The 22,518-nt window shown below is 34.2% G+C and carries 27 protein-coding genes; 14 read left to right on the forward strand and 13 right to left on the reverse strand.

Annotated elements, in window-relative coordinates; genetic code table 11:
* Nucleotides 1-150 precede the first annotated feature (150 nt).
* Nucleotides 151-594, reverse strand: a complete 444-nt coding sequence (locus tag ACFPVY_RS05575; RefSeq protein ID WP_379790980.1) for a DUF4268 domain-containing protein — start codon at nt 592-594, stop codon at nt 151-153.
* 71 nt (nt 595-665) lie between these two features.
* Between ACFPVY_RS05575 and ACFPVY_RS05580 the strand changes: the two genes are divergently transcribed.
* The gene (locus ACFPVY_RS05580) at nt 666-1,304 is read left to right on the forward strand and encodes an NUDIX hydrolase (protein WP_379790981.1); all 639 of its coding nucleotides are present in this window, start codon (nt 666-668) and stop codon (nt 1,302-1,304) included.
* Nucleotides 1,305-1,352: 48 nt separating this feature from the next.
* Entirely contained in the window at nt 1,353-2,168 is an 816-nt protein-coding gene (locus ACFPVY_RS05585; protein WP_379790982.1) for a lysophospholipid acyltransferase family protein, read from the forward strand.
* A 29-nt stretch (nt 2,169-2,197) separates the two neighbouring features.
* On the opposite strand, the gene ACFPVY_RS05590 is transcribed toward ACFPVY_RS05585, so the two are convergent.
* Both ACFPVY_RS05590 and ACFPVY_RS05595 read right to left on the reverse strand, forming a co-directional pair.
* Nucleotides 2,198-2,833, reverse strand: coding sequence for a hypothetical protein (locus ACFPVY_RS05590; protein ID WP_379790983.1), 636 nt, complete (start codon nt 2,831-2,833; stop codon nt 2,198-2,200).
* A 17-nt stretch (nt 2,834-2,850) separates the two neighbouring features.
* Nucleotides 2,851-3,345, reverse strand: coding sequence for an RNA polymerase sigma factor (locus ACFPVY_RS05595; protein ID WP_379790984.1), 495 nt, complete (start codon nt 3,343-3,345; stop codon nt 2,851-2,853).
* 425 nt (nt 3,346-3,770) lie between these two features.
* On the opposite strand from ACFPVY_RS05595, the gene ACFPVY_RS05600 reads away from it, so the two are divergent.
* On the forward strand, nt 3,771-5,075 hold the full coding sequence (locus tag ACFPVY_RS05600; protein ID WP_379790985.1) for an NAD(P)/FAD-dependent oxidoreductase: 1,305 nt from the start codon (nt 3,771-3,773) through the stop codon (nt 5,073-5,075).
* 103 nt (nt 5,076-5,178) lie between these two features.
* Here the strand turns inward: ACFPVY_RS05600 and ACFPVY_RS05605 are convergent, their stop codons facing one another.
* The gene (locus tag ACFPVY_RS05605; protein WP_379790986.1) at nt 5,179-5,607 is read right to left on the reverse strand and encodes a VOC family protein; all 429 of its coding nucleotides are present in this window, start codon (nt 5,605-5,607) and stop codon (nt 5,179-5,181) included.
* Between the two features lie 73 nt (nt 5,608-5,680).
* Nucleotides 5,681-6,769, reverse strand: coding sequence for a DUF3810 domain-containing protein (locus ACFPVY_RS05610; protein ID WP_379790987.1), 1,089 nt, complete (start codon nt 6,767-6,769; stop codon nt 5,681-5,683).
* 165 nt (nt 6,770-6,934) lie between these two features.
* Between ACFPVY_RS05610 and ACFPVY_RS05615 the strand changes: the two genes are divergently transcribed.
* Both ACFPVY_RS05615 and ACFPVY_RS05620 read left to right on the forward strand, forming a co-directional pair.
* On the forward strand, nt 6,935-7,192 hold the full coding sequence (locus ACFPVY_RS05615; RefSeq protein WP_379790988.1) for a (2Fe-2S) ferredoxin domain-containing protein: 258 nt from the start codon (nt 6,935-6,937) through the stop codon (nt 7,190-7,192).
* Nucleotides 7,193-7,263: 71 nt separating this feature from the next.
* Entirely contained in the window at nt 7,264-8,733 is a 1,470-nt protein-coding gene (locus ACFPVY_RS05620; RefSeq protein ID WP_379790989.1) for an aminoacyl-histidine dipeptidase, read from the forward strand.
* A 168-nt stretch (nt 8,734-8,901) separates the two neighbouring features.
* Here the strand turns inward: ACFPVY_RS05620 and rplS are convergent, their stop codons facing one another.
* Nucleotides 8,902-9,252, reverse strand: coding sequence for a 50S ribosomal protein L19 (gene rplS / locus ACFPVY_RS05625; RefSeq protein WP_379790990.1), 351 nt, complete (start codon nt 9,250-9,252; stop codon nt 8,902-8,904).
* Nucleotides 9,253-9,491: 239 nt separating this feature from the next.
* On the reverse strand, nt 9,492-10,169 hold the full coding sequence (gene trmD / locus ACFPVY_RS05630; protein ID WP_379790991.1) for a tRNA (guanosine(37)-N1)-methyltransferase TrmD: 678 nt from the start codon (nt 10,167-10,169) through the stop codon (nt 9,492-9,494).
* A 120-nt stretch (nt 10,170-10,289) separates the two neighbouring features.
* On the opposite strand from trmD, the gene ACFPVY_RS05635 reads away from it, so the two are divergent.
* Together ACFPVY_RS05635 and ACFPVY_RS05640 are read left to right on the forward strand one after the other, a co-directional pair.
* Nucleotides 10,290-11,429, forward strand: coding sequence for a sterol desaturase family protein (locus tag ACFPVY_RS05635; protein WP_379790992.1), 1,140 nt, complete (start codon nt 10,290-10,292; stop codon nt 11,427-11,429).
* Nucleotides 11,430-11,434: 5 nt separating this feature from the next.
* Complete coding sequence (locus tag ACFPVY_RS05640) at nt 11,435-12,010, forward strand: hypothetical protein (RefSeq protein ID WP_379790993.1); 576 nt, start codon at nt 11,435-11,437, stop codon at nt 12,008-12,010.
* Between the two features lie 56 nt (nt 12,011-12,066).
* Here the strand turns inward: ACFPVY_RS05640 and ACFPVY_RS05645 are convergent, their stop codons facing one another.
* Nucleotides 12,067-12,516 (reverse strand): DUF1569 domain-containing protein, encoded by a 450-nt coding sequence (locus ACFPVY_RS05645; RefSeq protein ID WP_379790994.1) that lies wholly within the window; start codon nt 12,514-12,516, stop codon nt 12,067-12,069.
* Nucleotides 12,517-12,674: 158 nt separating this feature from the next.
* On the opposite strand from ACFPVY_RS05645, the gene ACFPVY_RS05650 reads away from it, so the two are divergent.
* Together ACFPVY_RS05650 and ACFPVY_RS05655 are read left to right on the forward strand one after the other, a co-directional pair.
* Nucleotides 12,675-13,607 carry a peptidylprolyl isomerase gene (locus ACFPVY_RS05650; protein ID WP_379790995.1) on the forward strand — a complete coding sequence of 311 codons (933 nt, stop codon included), beginning with the start codon at nt 12,675-12,677 and terminating at the stop codon, nt 13,605-13,607.
* 97 nt (nt 13,608-13,704) lie between these two features.
* Nucleotides 13,705-14,244: a hypothetical protein gene (locus ACFPVY_RS05655; RefSeq protein WP_379790996.1), complete on the forward strand. Its 540-nt coding sequence runs from the start codon at nt 13,705-13,707 to the stop codon at nt 14,242-14,244.
* Here ACFPVY_RS05655 and ACFPVY_RS05660 read toward each other — a convergent pair whose 3' ends face one another.
* The gene (locus ACFPVY_RS05660; protein WP_379790997.1) at nt 14,245-14,778 is read right to left on the reverse strand and encodes a thioredoxin family protein; all 534 of its coding nucleotides are present in this window, start codon (nt 14,776-14,778) and stop codon (nt 14,245-14,247) included. It abuts the gene before it with no gap.
* A 101-nt stretch (nt 14,779-14,879) separates the two neighbouring features.
* Here ACFPVY_RS05660 and ACFPVY_RS05665 point away from each other — a divergent pair, with 101 nt between their 5' ends.
* Nucleotides 14,880-15,227 (forward strand): tRNA-binding protein, encoded by a 348-nt coding sequence (locus tag ACFPVY_RS05665; RefSeq protein WP_379790998.1) that lies wholly within the window; start codon nt 14,880-14,882, stop codon nt 15,225-15,227.
* Here ACFPVY_RS05665 and ACFPVY_RS05670 read toward each other — a convergent pair.
* The 3 genes from ACFPVY_RS05670 to ACFPVY_RS05680 all read right to left on the reverse strand — a co-directional run bounded on the left by ACFPVY_RS05670 (nt 15,213) and on the right by ACFPVY_RS05680 (nt 18,702).
* Nucleotides 15,213-16,382, reverse strand: coding sequence for a DUF6438 domain-containing protein (locus ACFPVY_RS05670; RefSeq protein ID WP_379790999.1), 1,170 nt, complete (start codon nt 16,380-16,382; stop codon nt 15,213-15,215). The genes ACFPVY_RS05665 and ACFPVY_RS05670 overlap by 15 nt on opposite strands.
* Before the next feature lie 104 nt (nt 16,383-16,486).
* Nucleotides 16,487-16,876: a PUR family DNA/RNA-binding protein gene (locus ACFPVY_RS05675; RefSeq protein ID WP_379791000.1), complete on the reverse strand. Its 390-nt coding sequence runs from the start codon at nt 16,874-16,876 to the stop codon at nt 16,487-16,489.
* A gap of 77 nt (nt 16,877-16,953) precedes the next feature.
* Nucleotides 16,954-18,702 carry an ABC transporter ATP-binding protein gene (locus ACFPVY_RS05680; RefSeq protein ID WP_379791001.1) on the reverse strand — a complete coding sequence of 583 codons (1,749 nt, stop codon included), beginning with the start codon at nt 18,700-18,702 and terminating at the stop codon, nt 16,954-16,956.
* A 201-nt stretch (nt 18,703-18,903) separates the two neighbouring features.
* Between ACFPVY_RS05680 and ACFPVY_RS05685 the strand changes: the two genes are divergently transcribed.
* The 4 genes from ACFPVY_RS05685 to yajC all read left to right on the forward strand — a co-directional run bounded on the left by ACFPVY_RS05685 (nt 18,904) and on the right by yajC (nt 21,855).
* Nucleotides 18,904-20,004: a Glu/Leu/Phe/Val family dehydrogenase gene (locus tag ACFPVY_RS05685; protein ID WP_379791002.1), complete on the forward strand. Its 1,101-nt coding sequence runs from the start codon at nt 18,904-18,906 to the stop codon at nt 20,002-20,004.
* Between the two features lie 118 nt (nt 20,005-20,122).
* On the forward strand, nt 20,123-21,031 hold the full coding sequence (nusB, locus tag ACFPVY_RS05690) for a transcription antitermination factor NusB (protein ID WP_379791314.1): 909 nt from the start codon (nt 20,123-20,125) through the stop codon (nt 21,029-21,031).
* 16 nt (nt 21,032-21,047) lie between these two features.
* Complete coding sequence (locus ACFPVY_RS05695) at nt 21,048-21,566, forward strand: DUF1573 domain-containing protein (protein ID WP_379791003.1); 519 nt, start codon at nt 21,048-21,050, stop codon at nt 21,564-21,566.
* Between the two features lie 4 nt (nt 21,567-21,570).
* Entirely contained in the window at nt 21,571-21,855 is a 285-nt protein-coding gene (gene yajC, locus ACFPVY_RS05700) for a preprotein translocase subunit YajC (RefSeq protein ID WP_379791004.1), read from the forward strand.
* 48 nt (nt 21,856-21,903) lie between these two features.
* On the opposite strand, the gene ACFPVY_RS05705 is transcribed toward yajC, so the two are convergent.
* A complete protein-coding gene (locus tag ACFPVY_RS05705; protein WP_379791005.1) occupies nt 21,904-22,479 on the reverse strand; it encodes a YdeI/OmpD-associated family protein in 576 nt (191 codons plus the stop codon).
* Between the last annotated feature and the right edge of the window lie 39 nt (nt 22,480-22,518).

Consider the following 22,518-nt stretch of genomic DNA (forward strand, 5'->3'; position numbering starts at 1 on the left):
GATGGGGATTTTTTTTGCAGTAAACAGAAATGATCTCGATTGTGAATGCATTGAATCAAGATACTTTAAAAGATATCCAGCCTTGATAAATTAAAAAGCCACGCAGATTATGTTCTGCGTGGCTTTTGCTTGTATCGCGATAAGAAAATATTATGTATTCACTTCCAAATCCTCAATATAATCTCTATATTCATAAAAAAAACGTTCTAAAGCGTCCATGTTCTCGTAGAAAAATTCAAAGATTTCTGGCCAAGTATTTCGGTTCATTAAGCTGATTCCGGTTTTTTCGACCCAAATTTTGCTTATTACTTTTCCAGTTTCCAGATGGAAGTTTCGCTCAAAAATAGCTTCCGGAATAAATTCATCCAGTAAAATCTGCTTCAGAGATTCAATCTTCTCGAAGTAGATTTTTCTTTTTTCTTCATCTCTCGGCTCAATGTCAATCATCACTTGGGCCTTTTTGTTATCGACATAAAACTTAAAAGAGAAATCCTTGATTTTGGTATCATACAAAAGCCATTTCCGTGGATATTCTTCTGCGAATTTTACCCAAAAATCTTTTTTTATGAAAAGGGCTTCCGATTTGCTATACATTTTTTGAACGTTTATTGTTTTGAAAGAATCTATTTTTAGAATATCTTTAAGAATCCAATAAAATAAATTTAATGAATTTCCAAGAGTTTTTAAAATACATCCCAAAAATACAAAAAGAACCGCTAATCGGCGAGGAAGCACACGAAAAAATGATGCCCGCCGAAAGAATTGCTATATTCAAAGATTTAGATTTAAATACTGTCAATGCTAGAAAATCGTGCGTGATGATGCTTTTTTATCCGAAAAATAACGAACCACGTTTGATTTTAATTTTACGGAATTCATACAAAGGTGTGCATTCATCACAAATTGGGTTTCCGGGTGGAAAAGTGGAAGATTTTGATATTTCGTTAGAAGACACGGCGTTGAGAGAAACCTTTGAAGAAATTGGAATTGAAAGAGAAAAAATAAATGTAGTTCGTCCTTTCACTGAGATTTACATTCCGCCGAGCAACTTTAAAGTATATCCATTTTTAGGATATTCTACAGAAGAATTGGCTTTTATTCCTGACGACAGGGAAGTTTTTGGATTAATCGAACTACCGCTTTCAGTCCTTCTAGACGATGATAATTTAGTGTCAAAAACATTGAGCACATCTTATATGGAAGAAGTTGGCGTTCCGGCTTTTAAATTTGAAGAACATTACATCTGGGGTGCTACTTCGCAGATGCTCAATGAACTTAAAGAAGTGATAAAAAGAGTGCTTTAATTGCGGGTATTTTGTATGTTTGCGCTCTGTAAAAAACGAAACATTGTTATGGGATTATTTAAAAGAAATCCTTTTGGTCATATACTTTTCCTAAAAAAGTGGTTAATTCGCGTTTTTGCGGTCTTGACTCACAGGCGTTATCGTGGCTTTAACGAACTGAAAATTGACGGTTCAGAAATCATCCGAGATTTACCAAATACCAACGTACTTTTTATTTCAAATCACCAAACTTATTTTGCCGATGTAGTGGCAATGTTTCACGTTTTCAACGCCAGCTTAAAAGGTCGCGAAGACAATATAAAAAACATTGGTTACATCTGGAATCCAAAGTTGAACATATATTATGTCGCCGCAAAAGAAACGATGAAAGAAGGTTGGCTTCCAAGAATTTTGTCTTATGCCGGAGCAATTACAGTTGAAAGAACCTGGCGTGCAAAGGGTCAAGACGTGCAAAGAGAAGTAAATCCGAATGATACCGAAAATATTAAAATTGCACTCCAAGACGGCTGGGTAATTACTTTTCCGCAAGGAACCACAAAGTCGTTTAAACCTGTCAGAAAAGGAACAGCGCATATTATTAAACAACACAAACCAATCGTTGTTCCCATTGTCATCGACGGCTTCAGACGTTCTTTCGACAAAAAAGGATTGCGCTTAAAGAAAAAAGGAATTTTGCAATCTTTCATCATAAAAGAACCTTTAAAAATCGATTATGAAAACGATACGATTGAAGAAATTGTTGAAAAAGTAGAATACGCCATAGAACAGCATCCGTCATTTTTAAAAGTGTTGCCACCAGAAATTCAAGAAGAAGTTTTAAAAACAGAAGAAGAATTAAACCAAAAAAGACGTTGGGAATATTAAACCAAAAAGCCTGCAATTGCGGGCTTTTTTTATAAATCGATTTTCTTTAATTCTTGATAATTTCTCTGAAGTTTTTTCATTAAAAAGCCATAAAGCAATTTGTAAAAAAGCCAAACAAGCGTAATTAAAATTGCCAAGATAAACAAGCTTCCGCCAATAAAACCTAGCGCCATTGCGGTTCCGCCGTGTTCAATTTTATCTCGCATCGGCGCAATTTCTGGATTGCAAAAATAGGCCAGCAAAATTCCTGTTATGAAACTTAAAAAGACCACAATCAAGTTGTACCAAACATACGTATTTACCGCTTTTCTAGTTTTTAATATGTTTTTCATCAAAGTTCTGGTAGAATCTGTTGTTGAAATTACCACATAATTTTTGTAAAACTGATAAATGAAAAAGATGATTATCGCAGAATTCACGTACCCAAATATTTTCATGTAAAGCAAAATATTTCCTGCTTCAAGATTTTTGAAATAATCATCAGAATTGGAAATCAAATTTATCCCAATCCAAAACAAAAACTCAATAATCCCAATAATCATAATCCATTTCACCACCGATGACGAATTTTCGTGAATCATCTTATAAATCTCATTTTCAGAAACTTGCCTAAAAGAATTTTCATTCTTTTTCCAGTCTTTCTTTAATAAATCTAACTCTTCCATATATTTTTTTCCTCCTTTTACGGATTTAATATTTTTCTCAATTTGCCTTTGATTCGGTTCATTTTCACCCTCGCATTCACCTCGCTAATTCCCAAAGTTTCCGAAATCTCCTCATAGTCCTTATCTTCCAGATACATAAAAATCAATGCCTTTTCAATGTCATTTAGTTGATAAACAGCTTTATACATTAATTTTAACTGTTCCTCTTCCTCATAATTATAATCTTCTTGCTTGATAAAATGCTTCGTGTTGTCAAATTCCATCGTAGAAATTGACCTCGTACTTTTTCGGTATAAAGTAATCGCCGTATTCAGCGCCACGCGGTACGCCCAAGTAGTAAATTTTGAATCGCCCCTAAATTTCGGGAACGCCTTCCAAAGCTGAATCGTGATTTCCTGAAACAAATCCTTGTGCGCGTCCTCGCCAGAAGTATACAATCTGCATATCTTATGGATAATGTTCTGATTTTCTTTCAGTTGCTTGACAAAAGATTGTTCTAAATCTTGATTCATAAATGATTAGTAACCCAAAAATTGAATTTGTTACAAGTTTACTCTAAATTTTTTCAGAAGCCAAGCGTCAGGCGTTTTTTAAACGAAATTCCTGCTGGTGGCACTCGCTTTGCGCCAGCTTTTTAGGCTGGCACAAGAGCTCAAACAGAGCCACCATCAGGGCTATTTTTCAAACTTTTAGGCTTCTTTTAAACTCCGTCCCAACATTGTCCTCAAAAAAACTTCGTATATTGCAGTAAACAAATTAACAAACCAAAACGCCTTAAATGACCTTATATTCCTTAAATGTTAATGAATAACTTTACGTTAACAAGAAACAGAAAACTATAAATCACACAAAGCCTTAACGAAACTTAATGTCTTAATGGTTCAAAGAAGCCAAAATTTTTAAATCGCTAAATCATTAAATTTTTCAATAAAAATAAATGAACATTCCAAAATCAAATCTTCCAAGAGTCATCATAATCGGAGGCGGTTTCGCAGGAATTGCCTTGGCCAAAAAATTAAAAAACAAGCCTGTTCAAGTCGTGCTTTTGGACAAACATAATTACCATACCTTTCAACCGCTTTTGTACCAAGTCGCAACCGGCGGATTAGAAGCGGGTTCCATCGCATATCCCATTAGAAAAGTGATTCACGAACATAACGATTTTTATTTCCGTCTTTGCCACGTAAACGAAATCGACACTAAAAACAATAAAATCATTGCAGATATCGGCGAACTTTCCTTTGATTATCTGGTCATCGCCACAGGTTCAAAAACCAATTATTTCGGCAACAAAGAAATCGAAAGAAACAGCATCGCGATGAAAACTATTCCGCAATCGCTGAACATTCGAAGTCTTATTCTGGAAAATTTCGAACAAGCACTTTTAACCAATGACGTTGCTGAAAGAAATTCGCTTATCAATTTTGTTTTAGTCGGTGGCGGACCAACAGGAGTGGAACTTGCCGGAGCATTGGCCGAAATGAAAAACGCAATTCTCCAAAAAGATTATCCCGATTTAGATGTAAGCAAAATGCAGATAAATTTGGTGCAAAGCGGTGACCGAATTTTAAATACGATGTCTGAAAAATCATCAGAATCGGCCGAAAAATACTTGAAAAAATTAGGCGTAAATGTTTTAAAAAACGTCCGAGTAACTAGTTATGACGGAAGAACAATCTCCACAAATACCGATTTAGTTCTTGAAACCGCCACATTAATTTGGACCGCCGGAGTTCAAGGCGCGATGGTAAACGGTTTGCCGGCTTCAGCGTTGGTAGAAAAAGTGGAAAGAATTAAAGTCAATGAATTCAACCAAGTTCTGGGTTTTGAAAATATTTTTGCCCTTGGCGATATCGCTTCCATGTTAACCGAAGAATATCCGCAAGGTCATCCGCAAGTCGCACAGCCAGCCATTCAACAAGGAAAATTATTAGGAGAAAATTTGGCAAAACTTCTCAAAAAAGAAAAAATGAAACCTTTTGAATACAATGATAAAGGTTCGATGGCCACAATCGGAAGAAATAAAGCCGTTGTCGATTTGCCAAAATACCATTTTCACGGCGTTTTTGCTTGGTTCGTCTGGATGTTTGTGCACCTTTTCTCCTTAATCGGATTTAAAAATAAAGCAGTTGTTTTCCTGAATTGGGTTTACAATTATATCCGTTTTGACCGCGAAGGAAGACTGATTATCAGACCTTACAAAAAGAAAAGTTTTACAAGTTTTACTTTTGATGAGTTTTGATATGGTAATTAGCCAAAAGGCAAAAGTGAAATCTTCGATTAACTTTTGCCTTTTTCAATTTAAGAACGTTGTGATTACTAATTGTTAGACAGTTACCGAAGTTTTAGTCCTTTTTCAACTCAAAATTCACCATCCATTCAATCCCAAACTTATCTCTAAACATTCCAAAATAAGAACCCCACGGACTGTCGTTCATTGGAACTTCAATGCTTCCTCCAGCGGAAAGTCCTTGAAACAAATGGTCTGCTTCTTCACGACTTTTGGCACTAATAGATATTTTCGACCTGCTTTCGTTTTCATTAACGCGCCCCATGAATTCAGGGACGTCATTCCCCATCAAAGTGTTTTCGCCAATAGACAGTGCAATGTGCATCACTTTCTCAGCTTCCTTTTCAGAAACTTGAAAGTCATCACTTGACAAGTCTTTAAAGCGGATAATCGTCGAAAAATCGCCACCAAATACCGACTTGTAAAATTGGAATGCTTCTTCGGCATTTCCATTGAAATTAATGTGTGGATTTATGATTGCCATAGTTTTGGTTTTTTAATTTTAAATAAAGATATTCAAAATTTTGGATGCAATCCACTGAGGTAAACTATTTTATTTATTGGATTTCCGTTTTGTCTTTATAATATCCAATCATCAATCCCACAAATTTACTATAACCTTCCAAGCCATCTTTTTGCTGATTTGCTTTCAAGAAATGGTCATAAAAATAATGGAAAAAAGTGTCAATCGGAGTTTGGTAACCGTCCCAAAAATCTTTTGATTCTTGAAAGTTTTTTAAAATTCCGGGATGAATTAATGGCAATAATTCTCGGCTTTTTCCTTCTTCAAATTTCTCGATACTTCCCAAGCAATATTTTAAAGCATACGAATATCCGGAATATTTAAAGTAGATATCATCGTTGTTTATCGAAGCCAAATAACCAATGAAATTAGCTTCGCTTTCAGAAGCATAGCCAATTTGGTGCGCCATTTCGTGGCAAACTGTCGTTGGGAAATTATATTTTGGAATTTTATAATTTACTTGTGCTTCATTCGTAAACGGATTCAAATAACCGCCAAATCCCATGTAAGTCAATGGCAAACTGACTAACGATTTTTTAATACTCGGATTTTCGTATTTGAAAGAGGAATATTGATTTCCTAATTGATCATAACCATTTTGAGTTTTATCATAAATCGTTTCAATGTCATACGGATTTATAATTTTCAAGCTGTCATTTTTTGCAATCTGGCTATGAATTTCATTGACTTTTAGAATTATCTTCTTCGTAAAAACAATCAATTCTTCCTTTGTATATTCTTTGTCCAAATTCATTTTTTCATACAACGGAATTCTGTGATAATTCAATCCCCAAAGAAAATTAAAACAGAAATAAAACACAGAAACAAAGCTTAAAACAGTCAAAAATTTTGATTTCCAATCTATTTTCCAAGATTTCCAAGAGAAAATCGTTTTTCTATTTTTGAAAATATAACGAATTAGAAATACGATTAAAATCGAATAAATTACATCGCCAATTGAAAAATTTAAGCTTCCAAAAATGATTCTGGAGATTTTTGAAATCCATAAATACAATCCGTTGCTGTAATATTCTTCAATAAATTCGGGGAAAGCCGAGAGAATTTTTATGACAATTATCTGAACGAGTAGAAATACGCTCAAGATAACTTTTGACTTTTTCATTGTTGCATCTTTTGTTTGAGTAAATATAATCAGAAACAAATTAAAGTCTATTTTTAGGACAAAATTTACATAAAAATTAATAGTTGCAAAGTCTGATTGTGCCATAATTAATCGTAAAATTGTACTGGATTTCTGCGTTTGAAATCCAATAGCTTACTTTGAGATATGAAAAAGAAAGACGAGAAGACGACAATTTTTTTCTGTAACGGAAAAAAATGCAGTAAGTATAATAAAGAGCCAAAAGACTATTTGAAAAGCCAAGTTATCGAATTTGGACTCGAAGACAAAGTCTGTTTTTCAAAAATGGATTGCCAAAAAATGTGCAAAAAAGCGCCTGTTCTTTGCATCGAGCCAAAAGACGTCTGGAAAAAAGAAGTTACGGTAAAAAAAGCCAAGAAAATATTTGAAAAACACATCCTTTAAAATCTTCTTTTCCGGCTTTTCAGGATATAACTTTGTAACTTTGCCACACTAAAAATTGAAACATAAAAATAATGAGTCAAGAAATAAGAAACCTTGAGCCAAAAGAACTTTGGAACAAATTCGCAGATTTAAATGCCGTGCCTCGTCCTTCAAAAAAAGAAGAAAGAGTGATTGCATTTATGAAAGATTTCGGAAAAAAATTAGGCTTTGAAACGATCGAAGACGAAGTTGGAAACGTGATCATCAAAAAACCGGCAACTGCTGGAATGGAAAACCGCAAAACCATCGTGATGCAATCGCATTTAGATATGGTTCACCAAAAAAATAACGATACTGATTTTGATTTCGACACGCAAGGAATCGAAATGTATGTTGACGGTGATTGGGTTCGTGCAAAAGGAACGACGCTTGGCGCTGATAACGGACTTGGAGTTGCCACGATTATGGCGATTTTAGAATCAAAAACAATTCCGCATCCTGCAATCGAAGCGTTGTTTACAATCGACGAAGAAACAGGAATGACAGGAGCAATGGGTTTAAAAGGAGGTTTGCTTGATGGTGAAATTCTTTTGAATTTGGATACTGAAGAAGACGATGAAATTGATATTGGTTGTGCCGGAGGAATTGACGTAACCGCGACTGCAGAATACGATGAAGAAGAAACTCCAGAAGGTTCTGTGGGTTATAAAATCACGGTAAAAGGCTTGAAAGGCGGCCATTCAGGAATGGATATTCACAAAGGTTTAGGCAACGCAAACAAGATTATGAACCGTCTGTTATTCGATGGATTTGACAATTTTGGACTGCAAATTTCTGAAATCAAAGGCGGAAGCTTGCGTAATGCAATTCCTCGTGAAAGTGTTGCAAAAGTAATTATTGCGTCAATTTATGACGAAGCTTTTGTTTTTGATATGCAAGAAATTGTAAATGAAATCAAGACGGAATTCAAAACAACGGAACCAAATCTTGAAATTGTTTTCGAAAAATTAGAGGAAACTCCAGCGAAAGTAATGCCGACAATCGCACAGTTTTATTTTGTAAGAGCAATGTACACCGCTCATAACGGCGTTTACAGGATGAGCGCTGACTTTGATGATTTGGTAGAAACTTCAAATAATATTGCAAAAGTAGTTTTGGGCGAAGGAAAACTTTCTGTTCAATGTTTGACGCGTTCTTCTGTGGAAACTTCAAAATTAGATTTGGCTAATGCGCTTCGTTCAGCATTTGAATTGATGGGTTGCGAAGTTGAATTTTCAGGTTCGTATCCAGGTTGGACGCCAAATGCAAAATCTGAAATTTTAGACGTTTTGACTGGTTTGTATGAAAAACAGAATAACGGAGAAAAACCAGCAGTTGTGGCTTGTCACGCTGGATTGGAATGTGGAATCTTAGGAACAAATTATCCTGATATGGATATGATTTCTTTTGGACCGACAATCAAAGGCGCGCACAGTCCAGATGAAAGAGCGAGTATTTCTTCTGCTCAAAAATACTGGAAATTCGTGTTGGAGATTTTAGAAAATATTCCGAGTAAGAACTAGAATACCACAAATTTTTAAACCGCAGATTCGCAGATTCGCAGATTTTTATCCGTGGATCTGCGGTTTTATTTTGGAACTAATTCAGATTATCAGAAGTTTTAATTTGAAATTAGGCCAAAAAAAAATCCCGAAATACATCGGGATTTTTTATAAAAGAAAAATAGTTGACTATCTTCTTCTGTCTTTAATTTTAGCTTTTTTACCAGTAAGTTCTCTGAAGTAGAAAATTCTTGCTCTACGAACTTTACCTGTTTTGTTGATTTCAACTTTTTGTAAAGCTGGCATATTCACTGGGAAGATACGCTCAACTCCAACAGCACCAGACATTTTACGGATTGTAAAAGTTTCTGTCGCTCCAGAACCTCTTCTTTGGATTACAACTCCTTTGAAGAACTGAGTTCTAGTTTTTTCACCCTCTTTAATTTCGTAGTAAACTGTGATTGTGTCTCCAGCTCCGAAAGTTGGGAAATCTTTTCTTGTTACAAATTCGTCATTAACGAATTTCATCAAATCTGCCATTTTGTTCGATTTAAATAGTTTAATTAGAGCAACATACGCGGTTTTCGCCAGAGGTTGGTCCAAAGTGGGTGCAAAGGTATAAAAAGTTATGAATTATGAGTTATGAATTAAAAGTTTTTTCTTTGAAGAAAGTAAAAAAGAGGCAAGATGAAAGAGGCAAGATTTTTGTAAATCGAAATTAACGGCTTATTTGTCATGTCTTCCTTCTTTTTTCTTTCTTCTATTTTCTAAAAAAAAAATTATTTGTCCAGCAAATCCGGTCTGCGATTTTTTGTATGTTCAAACGCCATATCTTCTCGCCATTGCTCAATTTTCTTGGCGTGACCGCTCAATAAAACTTCTGGAACTTTCCATCCTTTATAATCTGCCGGCCTTGTATAAATTGGAGGAGAAAGCAAATTGTCTTGAAAACTATCGGTCAATGCCGAAGTTTCATCGCTCAAAACCCCAGGAATCAGTCGAATTAAAGCATCTGATAAAACGATGGCGCCTAATTCTCCGCCGGACAAAACGTAATCTCCTATAGAAATTTCCTTTGTAATAAAATGGTCGCGAACGCGCTGGTCAACGCCTTTATAATGACCGCAAAGAATAATGATGTTTTCAAGTGACGACATTTGGTTGGCCATTCCTTGGTTCAATGTTTCTCCGTCAGGCGTCATATAAATGATTTCATCATACGAACGCTCACTTTTCAAAAATGCAATACAATCGTCAATTGGCTGAATATTCATTACCATTCCGGCGCCTCCGCCAAATTGATAATCGTCCACACTTTTCTGTTTGTTAGTCGTATAATCTCTTAAATTATGAAAATGAACTTCCACAAAGCCTTTGTCAATGGCTCTTTTCATAATAGAAGCTTCGAAAGGACTTTTTAATAATTCAGGAAGTAATGTGATGATATCGATTCTCATTTTTGGTCAGCAATTTTATGACGCAAATTTAAATGAAAAAATGCGATAAAATTTTGATAATCTGCTTGTCGTATCACTATTTTGTTATTTTTGTTATCTAATTTGTAAGAATTTTAATTTATGGAAACCAAACAGACCGTAAAATTTGGAGAAGGAAAAATAAGCGGAATCATTTCAATTTTTTTGGGTTTGATGTCTTTTTTGGGTGTTTTTTGTTTCAAATACCCAGAATGGCTGACCACGCCAGAGTTTAGAGAAATTTATACGGGCGAGTCGATGAAAATTTTGCTTACCGCGATCATTATTGCTTCCTTGTTTTTTGCGGTAGTCAGTTTTATGCTGAGCAAGAAAAAGAAGTTTGCATTAATCGGCATCGTATTTTGCATTGCCACAATTTTTCTAGGCGGTTTTGATGTGGACCCGCGAGCTGTAGGGGAAGTGAAATACCATTTGGGATTAGACTGGCTTTTGCTCGATTTGTTTCTGATGGCCGTTATTTTTGTTCCGATTGAAATGGTTTTCCCAAAACGGAAAGAGCAGAAAACCTTCCACGAAGAATGGCGAACGGATTTGGTTTATTTCGTTGTAAGTCATTTATTGGTTCAATTCTTTGGGGTAATTACACAAAAACCAGCCACTTTATTTTTCGGATGGATAGGTTTGTCGGGACTTCACGAAACGGTTCAAAGCTTGCCATTTATAGTTGAACTTTTATTTGCTTTTTTTATAACCGACTTATTTCAATATTGGACTCATCGTTTTTTCCACAATCATTCTTTTTTATGGCGTTTTCATTCGATCCATCATTCAACTGAAAATATGGATTGGTTGGCGGGTTCTAGAACGCATTTTGTAGATATTTTTGTGACAAGGTCAATGGCGTTCGTGCCTTTATATATCTTCGGATTTTCGACGATTACCTTCAATGTATATGTAATTTTCATGGCAATTCATGCTGTGTTGATACATTCAAATACTAGAATTAATTTCGGATTCATAAAATATATTTTTGCCACGCCACAATATCATCATTGGCACCATTGCAAAAATCCGAATCATTACGGAAAAAATTTCGCTACGATTTTTCCATTTATTGATAAAATCTTCGGAACCTATTATCTTCCAAAAAATGAATGGCCAGAAGATACAGGATTATTAGAAGCAGATTACCCAAAAGGTTATTTGAAACAAGCGATTTATCCGTTTACGAAAAGTCCGTTTGATAATGATTTAAAGATGGAAGAATACTCAAAAAGATAGAAATTATGAAGAAATTTTTAATGGTATTGTTTGTGATTAGTGGTCAGATATTGTTTTCTCAAGTAAAAAAGAAAAGCGTTCCTCCCGCGATAAAAAAGGAAGTATTATTACCTCCAAAAATTGTTAGGCCGGAAGATAGACCCGTCAGTAAAATCGTTTCTATTATAAGAAAGAATGAAATACCGATGGCTTTTAAGTTTGAAGTGAATAAAGACACGATTATTTTGCCAAAGGGGGAATTTGCAGAAGTCATTGAAATTAGCAACAGTTATACTTTTTCAGAAGAATTAGACGTGACAATTATTTCAAAAAGTGCTGTTGATACATTGAAGTTTGAATTTAACGATGGTTCGAAACCGGAAAGAATTCCTTATTCCTATTATGATAGTAGAAAATGGTGTGATGGAATTCTCACTAAAGAGACAATAAAAGCAACTGACAAAGAAACTAAATCTGTAGTAAGTTTTCGAGTAGTTTTGGATAAATCGAAAAAGAAAATCCTATATCTGCTTAATATTTCAAACGGCCGAAAATATTTGCCAACAGCTTATGAACCGCCAGCACCTTCAATTGGTTTTTAGTGATTTAAGATTTTAGAAATAATAAATCTAAAATCTTAAATTCAAAATTATAATTTTTAAGCACCAAATTGTTTTAAATGGTGGTCCAAGTGTTTCCAATGCAAATGTCCCCATTCGGCATCATTTAATTCTCCAAAATAAGGATGTTTTCTGTTTTTTATCGATGTTGGCCCTTCGTTTTCAAATTTTGAAATCATCAGTAATAAATTTGCTTTTGACTCTTCAAAATCAGGATGTCCTTTTACTACAAATTCCTTTGCAGTTGGCAAATCTCGTCTCAAAGGAGCGTCTCCGGTAAAGCTCTTTTTCATAAATTTTGCGAAGAAAGAAGTCAGAAATCCAGCTTTGATTTCCATTTCACCAAACGCTACTTTTATCGGCATTTGGCAATGAACAAGCATTTGGCTCACGTTCATCGTTCCCCATTCATTATGTGTAATCGGCGTCAAAGTGTTGATTCGCTCGATGATTTTTTTGTTTTCTTCTGGTTGAAAAATACTGTTCATAAGGTCAGGTCGTTAAAATTCTATAAACAGATAATTGGTTTTTCTGTGAAGCAAATTTAAGCAAATACTAAGTCTGTTTGTTTCACATAGGTCAGTATTTTGTATTTATTTTCACATTTTAATTCGTAATTTTGTGCTTTAAAAATAAAACAATTAAGATGGAAAACGGAATATACGCAAAATTCAACACTCCAAAAGGTGCAATTTTAGTGAAATTGACTCACGATAAAACGCCAGGAACTGTTGGAAACTTTGTTGCTTTAGCAGAAGGAAATTTAGAAAACAAATCAAGACCACAAGGAAAACCGTTTTATGACGGATTAAAATTTCACCGTGTAATTCCTGATTTCATGATTCAAGGTGGTTGCCCACAAGGAACAGGAACAGGCGGTCCTGGTTACCAATTTGACGATGAATTTCACCCAGAATTAAAGCACAACCGTCCGGGAGTTTTGTCTATGGCAAATTCTGGTCCGGGTTCAAACGGTTCTCAATTTTTCATCACGCACATTCCAACAGATTGGTTAGATAACAAGCACACTGTTTTTGGTCATGTTGTTGAAGGTCAGGATGTTGTTGATGCTGTTGCTCAAGGTGATGAAATCCAAAGCATTGAAATCATCCGTGAAGGTGAAGAAGCAAAAGCTTGGAATGCAGTGGAAGCTTTCAGAACTTTTGAAGGTTCTCGCGCAAAACGTGAAGCAAAAGTAAAAGAAGAAGCAGAAGCTAAAATGGAAAAATTGGCTGCTGGTTTTGATAAAACTGAAAGCGGACTTCGTTATAAAATGATTCAAAAAGGAAACGGTAAAAAAGCAGAAAACGGTAAAACAGTTTCTGTTCATTATACCGGACAATTGGAAGACGGAAAAGTTTTTGATTCTTCGTATCCAAGAAAAAAACCAATCGAATTTCCATTAGGAAAAGGAAATGTAATCGAAGGTTGGGATGAAGGAATCGCGTTGTTGCAAGTGGGTGACAAAGCGCGTTTCGTAATTCCATCACACTTGGGTTATGGTTCTCGTGGCGCTGGAGGAGCAATTCCACCAAACGCTACTTTGATTTTCGATGTAGAATTAATGGATGTGAAATAATCACTTTCTTATAAATTTTAAAAGCACTCTATTTCAGGGTGCTTTTTTATTGGGAATAGCTTTTGCTTTTGTATTTTTGTCCCAATAAATAAATCTGATGCGCTATTTAATTTTTCTTTTTTTATTGATTTCTGTTTCGGCTAAAGCTCAAATCCCGACGCATTGCGGTTATGATTTTACATCTTATTTTGTTTTAAATGTTCACGAATCTGGTAAAACGGAAGCTGTTCATGGCTTAAAAGTTTCTGTGATAAACGCTTTAGGAATGGAAATTATAAATTCTAAAAATGAATTTAGTTGGGTGGATGCTGAAAAGCCAATGCTATTTACTTCCAATTATAAAGTTGATGATAACGGAAAGAAAATTACGCCAGAATCAGTTGTTTCAAAAGAACGCTGGTATTTTCCGTTTGCAAAAGACAATTATTTACTTTCTATAAAAAGCACTTTTCCGGCGGATGAATATAGCGTGAAAATCGAAGATATCGACGGAGATTTGAACGGAGGAAATTTCAAAACGCAAATTGTGAAACTCGCTCCTTATAATATGTATGTTTTGTGTTCTAGCAAAGCCCGAGAAGTTCAATTCGGACCAAAAGCCAATCGACCGATTGACGTGGTTTTAGAGAAAAGATAATTATTTCCATTTGATATTGCAACCCAAACTTGGCTTCTGAAGTTCAGGCATTGTTCGGTTGTAAACCAAAGCGTCGATGGCATTTCTCAAATCGCTTCCGCTTAACGGAATGTTGTTTCCTGGTCGCGAATCATCTAATTGACCTCGATAAAATAATTTTTCTTGGGAATCAAAAAGACAAAAATCAGGAGTGCAAGCAGCGTCAAATTCTTTAGCAACTTCTTGAGTTTCGTCAAATAAATAAGGGAAGTCAAAACTATTTTTAAAAGCAAATTCAGTCATCATTTCTGGACTGTCTTGCGGATATTTTTCAATATCGTTACTGCTGATCGCAATAATTCCAATTCCTTGCACTTTATAATCTCCTGAAATCATTAAAATTTCTGGCAAAGCGTGAATTACAAACGGGCAATGATTGCATATAAAAATGACCAAAGTTCCCTTACTTCCTTTTAAATCTTGAAAGGAATAATGGAAATTTGAATTGGTGTCTTTTAAGCGAAATTGTGGCGCATTTGTTCCAAGTGGCAACATATTTGAAGGCGTTTTGACATAATTACCAGATAATTGCTTTTAATTTTTAAATATAATCAGAATTTCTCGAACTTTGAATTTATAAGTAATAAACTATAAAAATGGAATCTGAAAACAACTTAACTTGGGCGGAATTTGAAAGAGTCGAAATGCGAATCGGAACAATCCTGGAAGCAAATGATTTTCCCGAAGCTAGAAAGCCGGCGTATCAATTGACAATCGATTTTGGTTCTGAAATCGGAATAAGAAAAACTTCAGCACAAATTACGAAACGTTATGAAAAATCAAATTTGATTGGAAGGCAAATTGTTTCTGTCGTAAATTTTCCTAAAAAACAAATCGGCAAATTCATGAGCGAATGTCTGGTTTTAGGCGCAGTAGGTGAGGAAGGCGATGTGATTTTACTTTCTACGGATTTTAAAGTAGAAAATGGATTAAGAGTTGGGTAACTTATATTCCTCGACCTTTTTTATATCAGATTTTTTGAAGTTTTTCTCTATAAAATTGTAACCTAAATCGTAAGTAGTTGTTTTTTCTATGGACTTAAATTTAAAATAGCGTCCGTCAGAAGTTATCTTAATTGTTTGATTGGCTTCATTTTTTTGTCTGTAATTTTCAAAAGACAGATTATAAGTTTCTTTAAATTTTGTTTCTGTCTTAGCACTTTTCCATAATTCTGTCCAAAGGTAAAAACCTTCAGATTCTAATAGCTGTAATTTTTTTTCACCTAAAGAAAAATCTAATAATTTTACTTTAGGTAATTCTTCCTTTTCAGTAACTTTTAAAAGTTTATGGCTATCAAAAATATTTGCAATTGGTACATAAGCCCAAAGTAATTCTTTTGGAGCTTGTCTCGCATGATCAAAAATTGATTCGATAATTTTCCCTTCTTTTAAAAATGTTGTTGTAATTGTTTGGCTGTCAGTAATTGCTTCGCTGTAATGGCTTTTTAAAGATTTAACATTTGCTTTCTCAAATTTCTTGAAAATAAAAGCGGTATATTTTTGTTCAACTTTCCCCTTATAAAATCCGATTGATTTTACGTATGCTTCTCCATAAAATAGCACGTTTCCGTCTCTGTCTAATGAAACATTTAAAATAGGACAAGTTCCATAACAACCAGTACTTGAATAAATGATTTTGTCGAAATCCCCAAAGGAATCTTTGTGTTTTATGCGTTTTAGTTTGTTAGAATTACCGTCTTCTTCGACTATAAATAAAGTGTCATTTTTTATTTCTTTAATTGTCCAGAATTCTTGCCATTTACCATTCTCGCTATTTTTTATGAATAGTTTATTTTTGTCAAGTTTGTAATGCTTGAAATTGCCTAAATATTTGACTGTTTTTCCTCTTGGTGAAGTATCTCTTTTAAAGTCAAAAAGTCCTGTAAAGAAATCTATACTATCTTTTGAAAATGAATAGCCATAAGAAATTCCGACTGGCGGAACGATAATAAACTCGCTACTATCATTTGGGGTAAATGGAAGAGGTTCCCAATCTCCAATCAACGAATCGTTTAAAGGATTGTTGTTTTCAAGTTTTAAATTCTGGTTGCAACTTATTAAAGTGAAAACAACAAGTAAAGGAATTAATAAATTCTTCATATTAAAGCGATTAGTAGGTATAAATATAATAAAAAAGCCTGAAAATCTTTCGACTCTCAGGCTTTTATGCGTATTGCTTAAAGCTTAAAACTTACAGCAAAATATTAAATATCGTCAAAATCAATATCCGTAAAACTTGCTGTTCCCACAGATGCTACTGCCAATTCTGTTTCTGGTTTTTCTGAATAAAATTCTTTCTTAAAATCTTTTTGGTGTCTTTCAGAGATTACTTCTTCGCCTTTATGGTTTAAAACATACGAAGTCATTTCTTCTAAAATTTCTGAAAATGCACTAAAATCTTCTTTGTAAAGGTAGATTTTATGTTTTTTAAAGTGAAAAGATCCATCTTCTTCGGTGAATTTTTTGCTTTCAGTGATCGTGATATAGTAGTCGTCAGCCTTTGTAGCTCTAACATCGAAGAAATAAGTTCTTCTTCCCGCTCTTAATACTTTAGAAAAAATTTCTTCTTTTTCTAACATGTCATTTTCTCTCATAATCCTTCTTTCAATTTTAAGTGTGTGTGTTATTGTGGAAACCAAAAATCTAAAAAATAGCTGAATTAAACAACATTTTACTGTATTTCTTTTTCAGAAAGTTGTTTTAAATAAAGCTCTTTGTAATATCCTTCTTGGTTTACTAATTGATTATGAGAACCTTGTTGTATGATTTTTCCGTCTTCAAGAATGATGATTTTGTCAGCATTTTTTGCAGAAGAAACTCTGTGGCTAACCAAAATTGTCGTCTTGTCTTTGCAGAATTCTAAGAGATTATTCAAGATAGCTTCTTCCGTTTCAGTATCAACTGCTGAAAGACAGTCATCTAAAAGCAAAATCTTTGAATCTTTAATAATCGCTCTGGCAATGGAAACGCGCTGTTTTTGTCCGCCAGAAAGCGTGATTCCTCTTTCGCCGATAACCGTTTCATATTGATTGTTGAAGCCCATAATGTTATTGTGTACCACCGCTTTTTTGGCAGCTTCCATAACTTCTTCCTTGGTTGCATTTTCTTTCCCGAATTTGATATTGTTCAAAATTGAATCAGAAAATAAGAAAGCATCTTGTGGCACAAAAGCAATGCTGTTTCTCACATCGTGCAGATTTACGTCCTTAATATTATGGTCGTCGATGGTGACAACTCCGTCTTTAATGTCATAAAGTCGGCTGATCAAACTTAAGATTGTTGATTTTCCAGAACCTGTTTTTCCGAGAATTGCTAAAGTTTCTCCTTTATTAATAGTGAAACTTACATTATTTAAAGCTGTAATATTGGTGTCTTCGTAAGTAAAACTAACGTGATTAAACGTAATTTTTCCGTCGATGAAAGAACTTTCGTCTGTTTTATTTTTGATTTCTGGCTGAATTTTCAAAAACTCGTTGATTCTTTTTTGGGAAGCTTCGGCCTCTTGAATCATTGATGAAACCCAACCAAGGGAAGCAACAGGCCAAGTCAACATATTTACGTATAAAATAAATTCAGCGATAACTCCAATGCTGGCGATTGAGCCATTGATGTACATCATTCCTCCAACATAAATCACGACAAGATTACTTAAGCCGATCAATAAAATCATCAGCGGACCAAATAATGCGTTGGTTTTAGCCAAATCCATGCTTTTATCACGGCTTTCTTCAGACAATTGCGAGAATTCTTTATGCGATTTATTTTCTAAACTGTATGCTTTGATAACTCTGATTCCGGAGAAAACTTCTTGTGAATAACTTGAAAGTTGCGAAAGATTAGCTTGAAAAATTCCACTTCTCACATTGATTTCGTTACTTAGTTTGAAAATTAGGTAAGATAAAATCGGTAATGGAAGTACGGTATATAAGGTAAGCTTCGGAGAAATAATCGACATTTGAACGATTACGACTGCAAAACGGATGAATGTATTTAAGGAATACATCACCGCTGGGCCAACGTACATTCTGACCCTCCCAACATCTTCACTGATTCTATTCATCAAATCTCCGGTTCGATTTCTTTTGTAGAAATTCTGCGAAAGATTTTCATATTGGCGGAAGACTTCGTTTTTCAAATCAAATTCCACATAACGCGACATTACGATCAAAGTTTGGCGCATCACGAAGGTTAAAATGGCAGAAATTAAAGCGGTAATTCCAACCCAAATAATGTTTTCAGTGATTAATTGTCTTATTGAATCGTTAGAAAGAGCAGGGTTTTTAAGAGCAGTTATCGATTCTCCCACAAGTTTTGGCGTGTATAGCGAGAAAATTTGTGCAACAATGGTGGCAACAATTCCTAATAAAAAATGGTATTTATATTTGGTGAAATATTTGTTTAAATATTTAAGTTCTTTCATTGTATTCTGAAAAATTTAAGAAATAATATTATGTTATTGTTAATTTGATTCTAAAAATGCTTTTTTATTTAAACTGCCAAAAGCGACTTTTGATTATTGAATTGCTAATTAAAGTTAATTTGATTGCAAAGTTTTGATTTATATCTTAAATTTGCGCTATCTTTTTGATAAAATCATAATTAACCACTAATCAAAGATACTATGGTAACAGAAGTAGTAAAAGCAAGTGAGCTTCACAAAATCGACCCAGTTTTTGGACAATTATCATTTGACAACCACGAACAAATCGTATTTTGTAATGACAAAGATACTGGTTTGAAAGCAATAATTGGCATTCATAACACAGTTTTAGGACCAGCTTTGGGTGGAACAAGAATGTGGAAATATACTAACGAGTGGGAAGCTTTAAACGATGTTTTAAGACTTTCTCGCGGAATGACTTTTAAATCAGCGATTTCTGGATTAAACCTTGGCGGTGGAAAAGCAGTTATCATTGGTGATGCAAAAGTGGATAAAACTCCAGAATTGATTACTAAATTTGGTGAATACATCAATTCATTAAGCGGAAAATATATTACAGCAGAAGATGTTGGTACTACAACTCCAGATATGGATTTGATTAGAGATGTAACTCCTTATGTAACAGGAATTTCTGAAGCAAGAGGTGGTTCTGGAAATCCTTCTCCTGTAACAGCTTATGGTGTTTACATGGGAATGAAAGCAGCTGCAAAATACCAATTTGGTACAGATAACTTGAGTGGTAAAAAAGTTTTAGTTCAAGGAACTGGAAATGTTGGAGAAACTTTGATCAAACATTTGACTGCAGAAGGTGCTTTGGTTCAAATGACAGACATCAACGAAGCAAGATTACACGAAATCAATGCAAAATATGGTGCTCAAATTTTTACTGGAGATATCTATGCTGCTGACGTTGACATCTACGCGCCTTGTGCGCTTGGAGCTACAATCAACGACGAAACTGTAAATAAAATTCAAGCAAAAGTAATTGCTGGTGCTGCAAACAACCAATTGGCTGTTGAAGAAATCCACGGAAAAATCTTAAAAGATAGAGGTATTGCTTACGCTCCAGATTTCTTGATTAACGCTGGTGGAATTATCAATGTTTATGCTGAAATCGTTGGTTATGACAGCGCTGAAGCTCTAAGAAGAACAGAAAATATCTATAACACGACTTTAGAAATTTTCTCTTTTGCTGAACAAAACAATATTACAACGCATCAAGCGGCGTTGTCAATCGCTCAAAAACGTATTGACGACAGAAAAAAAGAAAACGCTAAATAATAATTTAGATTTTCAATATTATTCTTATTTTTGCAAAGCGAAAGAAAACCTCTTTCGCTTTGTTAATTTTTAAAAGTTCTTATAGGTGTTAAATAGAAGACATATCCGTGTGAAAGTAATGCAGTCGGTTTACGCAATGCATCAAAACAATTCTGATAATCTTGAAAAAGAAGAGAAATTCTTGTTTTATAGTATCGAAAATATTCAAGATTTATATCTTCTAATGTTGTCTTCTCTGATCGAAATCCAAAAAAGAGAGGAAGATTTTTTAGATAAATCAAGCAAAAAACATCTTGTTACCGCAGAAGAACGCAACCCAAACAACAAATTCATCAATAATTCAGTCTTAAAACTTTTGGTAGAAAGTAATGCAATGAGCATCGCTTTAGAAAACCGAAAAATAAACGATTGGCACCTGAATGATGAGTACATCAGAATTTTATTGGAAGAAATTAAAGCGAGCGAATTATATGCAAATTATATGAGCAATCGCGAGAATAATTTTGAGGAAGACAAACAATTCGTAGTTTCAATTTTTACGGATTTAATTGCTCCAAACGAAAAATTATACGAATATCTTGAAGATAATAAATTAACTTGGATTGATGATATTCCGTTGGTTAATACTTTAATTAATAAGCAATTAAAAGCGATTAAAGCTACAGACGAAGATTTTTCAATTCCAAGGGTTTACAAAGATTCTGAAGATAAAGACTTTACAAAAGATTTGTTCAGAAAAGTGGTTTTGAACGAAGCTGCATTGGCTAAAGAATTTATCGATAAAACCCCAAATTGGGATTCAGATAGAATTGCAGAAATCGATACCATCATTTTGAAAATGGCGATTTGCGAATTCTTGAAATTTCCGTCAATTCCTGTTAAAGTAACTATTAACGAATATTTAGAAATTGCAAAAGAATATTCAACACCAAAAAGTAGTATTTTTATCAACGGAATTTTAGATAATCTTGTCAAAGATTTCAAAGAAGCAAATAAATTAAATAAGACCGGAAGAGGTTTAATGTAACTAAATACTAATTATTATGATCAAAAAAACAGTTGGTTTATTGGCGATTGCATCGTTGGTAATGACGATTTCTTGTAAAGAAAGCGCTTCTTCAAAAGTAGCCGCTTCAAATGGTGAAACTGCAAATGTGGAAGCTACAAATGTTGAGGCAACTCCTGCAAATGAAGCTGTAAACGCGGGTCAAGCAACAGGAGAAATTCCAGTTATGACTTTTACAGAAAAAGAATTTGACTTTGGTACAATTAAAGAAGGCGATAAAGTAGAGCACGTTTTTACTTTTACAAATACTGGAAAAGCTGATTTGGTGATTGTTGATGCAAAAGGAAGCTGTGGATGTACAGTTCCAGTTTTCAAAAAAGAGCCAATTAAACCAGGAGAAACAAGCGAAATGAAAGTAACGTTTGATTCAAACGGAAAACCAGGAGCACAACAAAAATCTGTGAATATCACGGCAAACACAGCTTCAGGAAACGAATTATTAACAATCAGAGCTCAAGTAACGCCAAAAGCTGGTGGAATTGGAGTAACAAAATAATATAATGGAACAATACGGTAATATTTTCTTATTTGGAGCAATGTTCGTGGTGATGTATTTCTTCATGATTCGTCCACAACAGAAAAGAGCTAAGGCTGAAAAACAGTTTGAAACTGAATTAAAAGTTGGTGACAAAGTAATTACAAAAAGCGGTCTTCACGGAAAAATTGCTGAATTAGCTGAGAGAACAATTGTTCTTGAAACGATGTCAGGAAAATTAAAAATGGAGCGTTCTGCAATTTCTTTAGAACTAAGCAAGCAGTTGAATATGCCTGTAGTTGCTAAATAATCTTGATTAAATTCAATGAAAATGCCTCAAGAAATTGAGGCATTTTTTTTATCTGTATTTATCGTTCAAGCCAACTCCGGTTAAAATCATTGGTTTTATTTTTTCAAATCTTGTGACTTTTGTTTTTTCTTGTTTTGCAGTTTCAATGTATTCAAGAAATTCTTTTTGCTTGTAAGGAGAAAAACTTTCAAAAGCATTTTTCAAATCAGAATCAGAATTGAATTGTTTTTCTAAGAAATCAGATTTTGGCATTTCTTTCTTTTGAGGTTTTATCGCAAGACCTTTCTTTTCGTTTTCAATTGCTTCAAGAATATATTTCAAGACCAATTTTTCATCAATTTCTTTCTTTGAAGTAAATCGCCATTGCCTTAAACCGCGGGTATTTTCTTCATTCGCATTGATTAAAACTTTGGAATCATCTTTAAGGAAAACGCCATTGTAAAACCAAATCGTGAAGAAATTCTTGAAACCGCCGATTGCCAAGATATTTTTATTATTTAAAGTGTAAACTGGAGCGCCCCATTTTTGGGTTTCAATAAGTTCGGTCTTTACAATAATAGATTTTAAGAAATCTAATTCTTCGTCCCAATTGTGAACTTTATCCCAAGTATGTTTTTCTTTCATAATTAAAAATAAAAACCGCAAATCTGCATTTAAATTTAG

The organism is Flavobacterium qiangtangense, assembly GCF_042658345.1.
GTDB lineage: Bacteria > Bacteroidota > Bacteroidia > Flavobacteriales > Flavobacteriaceae > Flavobacterium > Flavobacterium qiangtangense.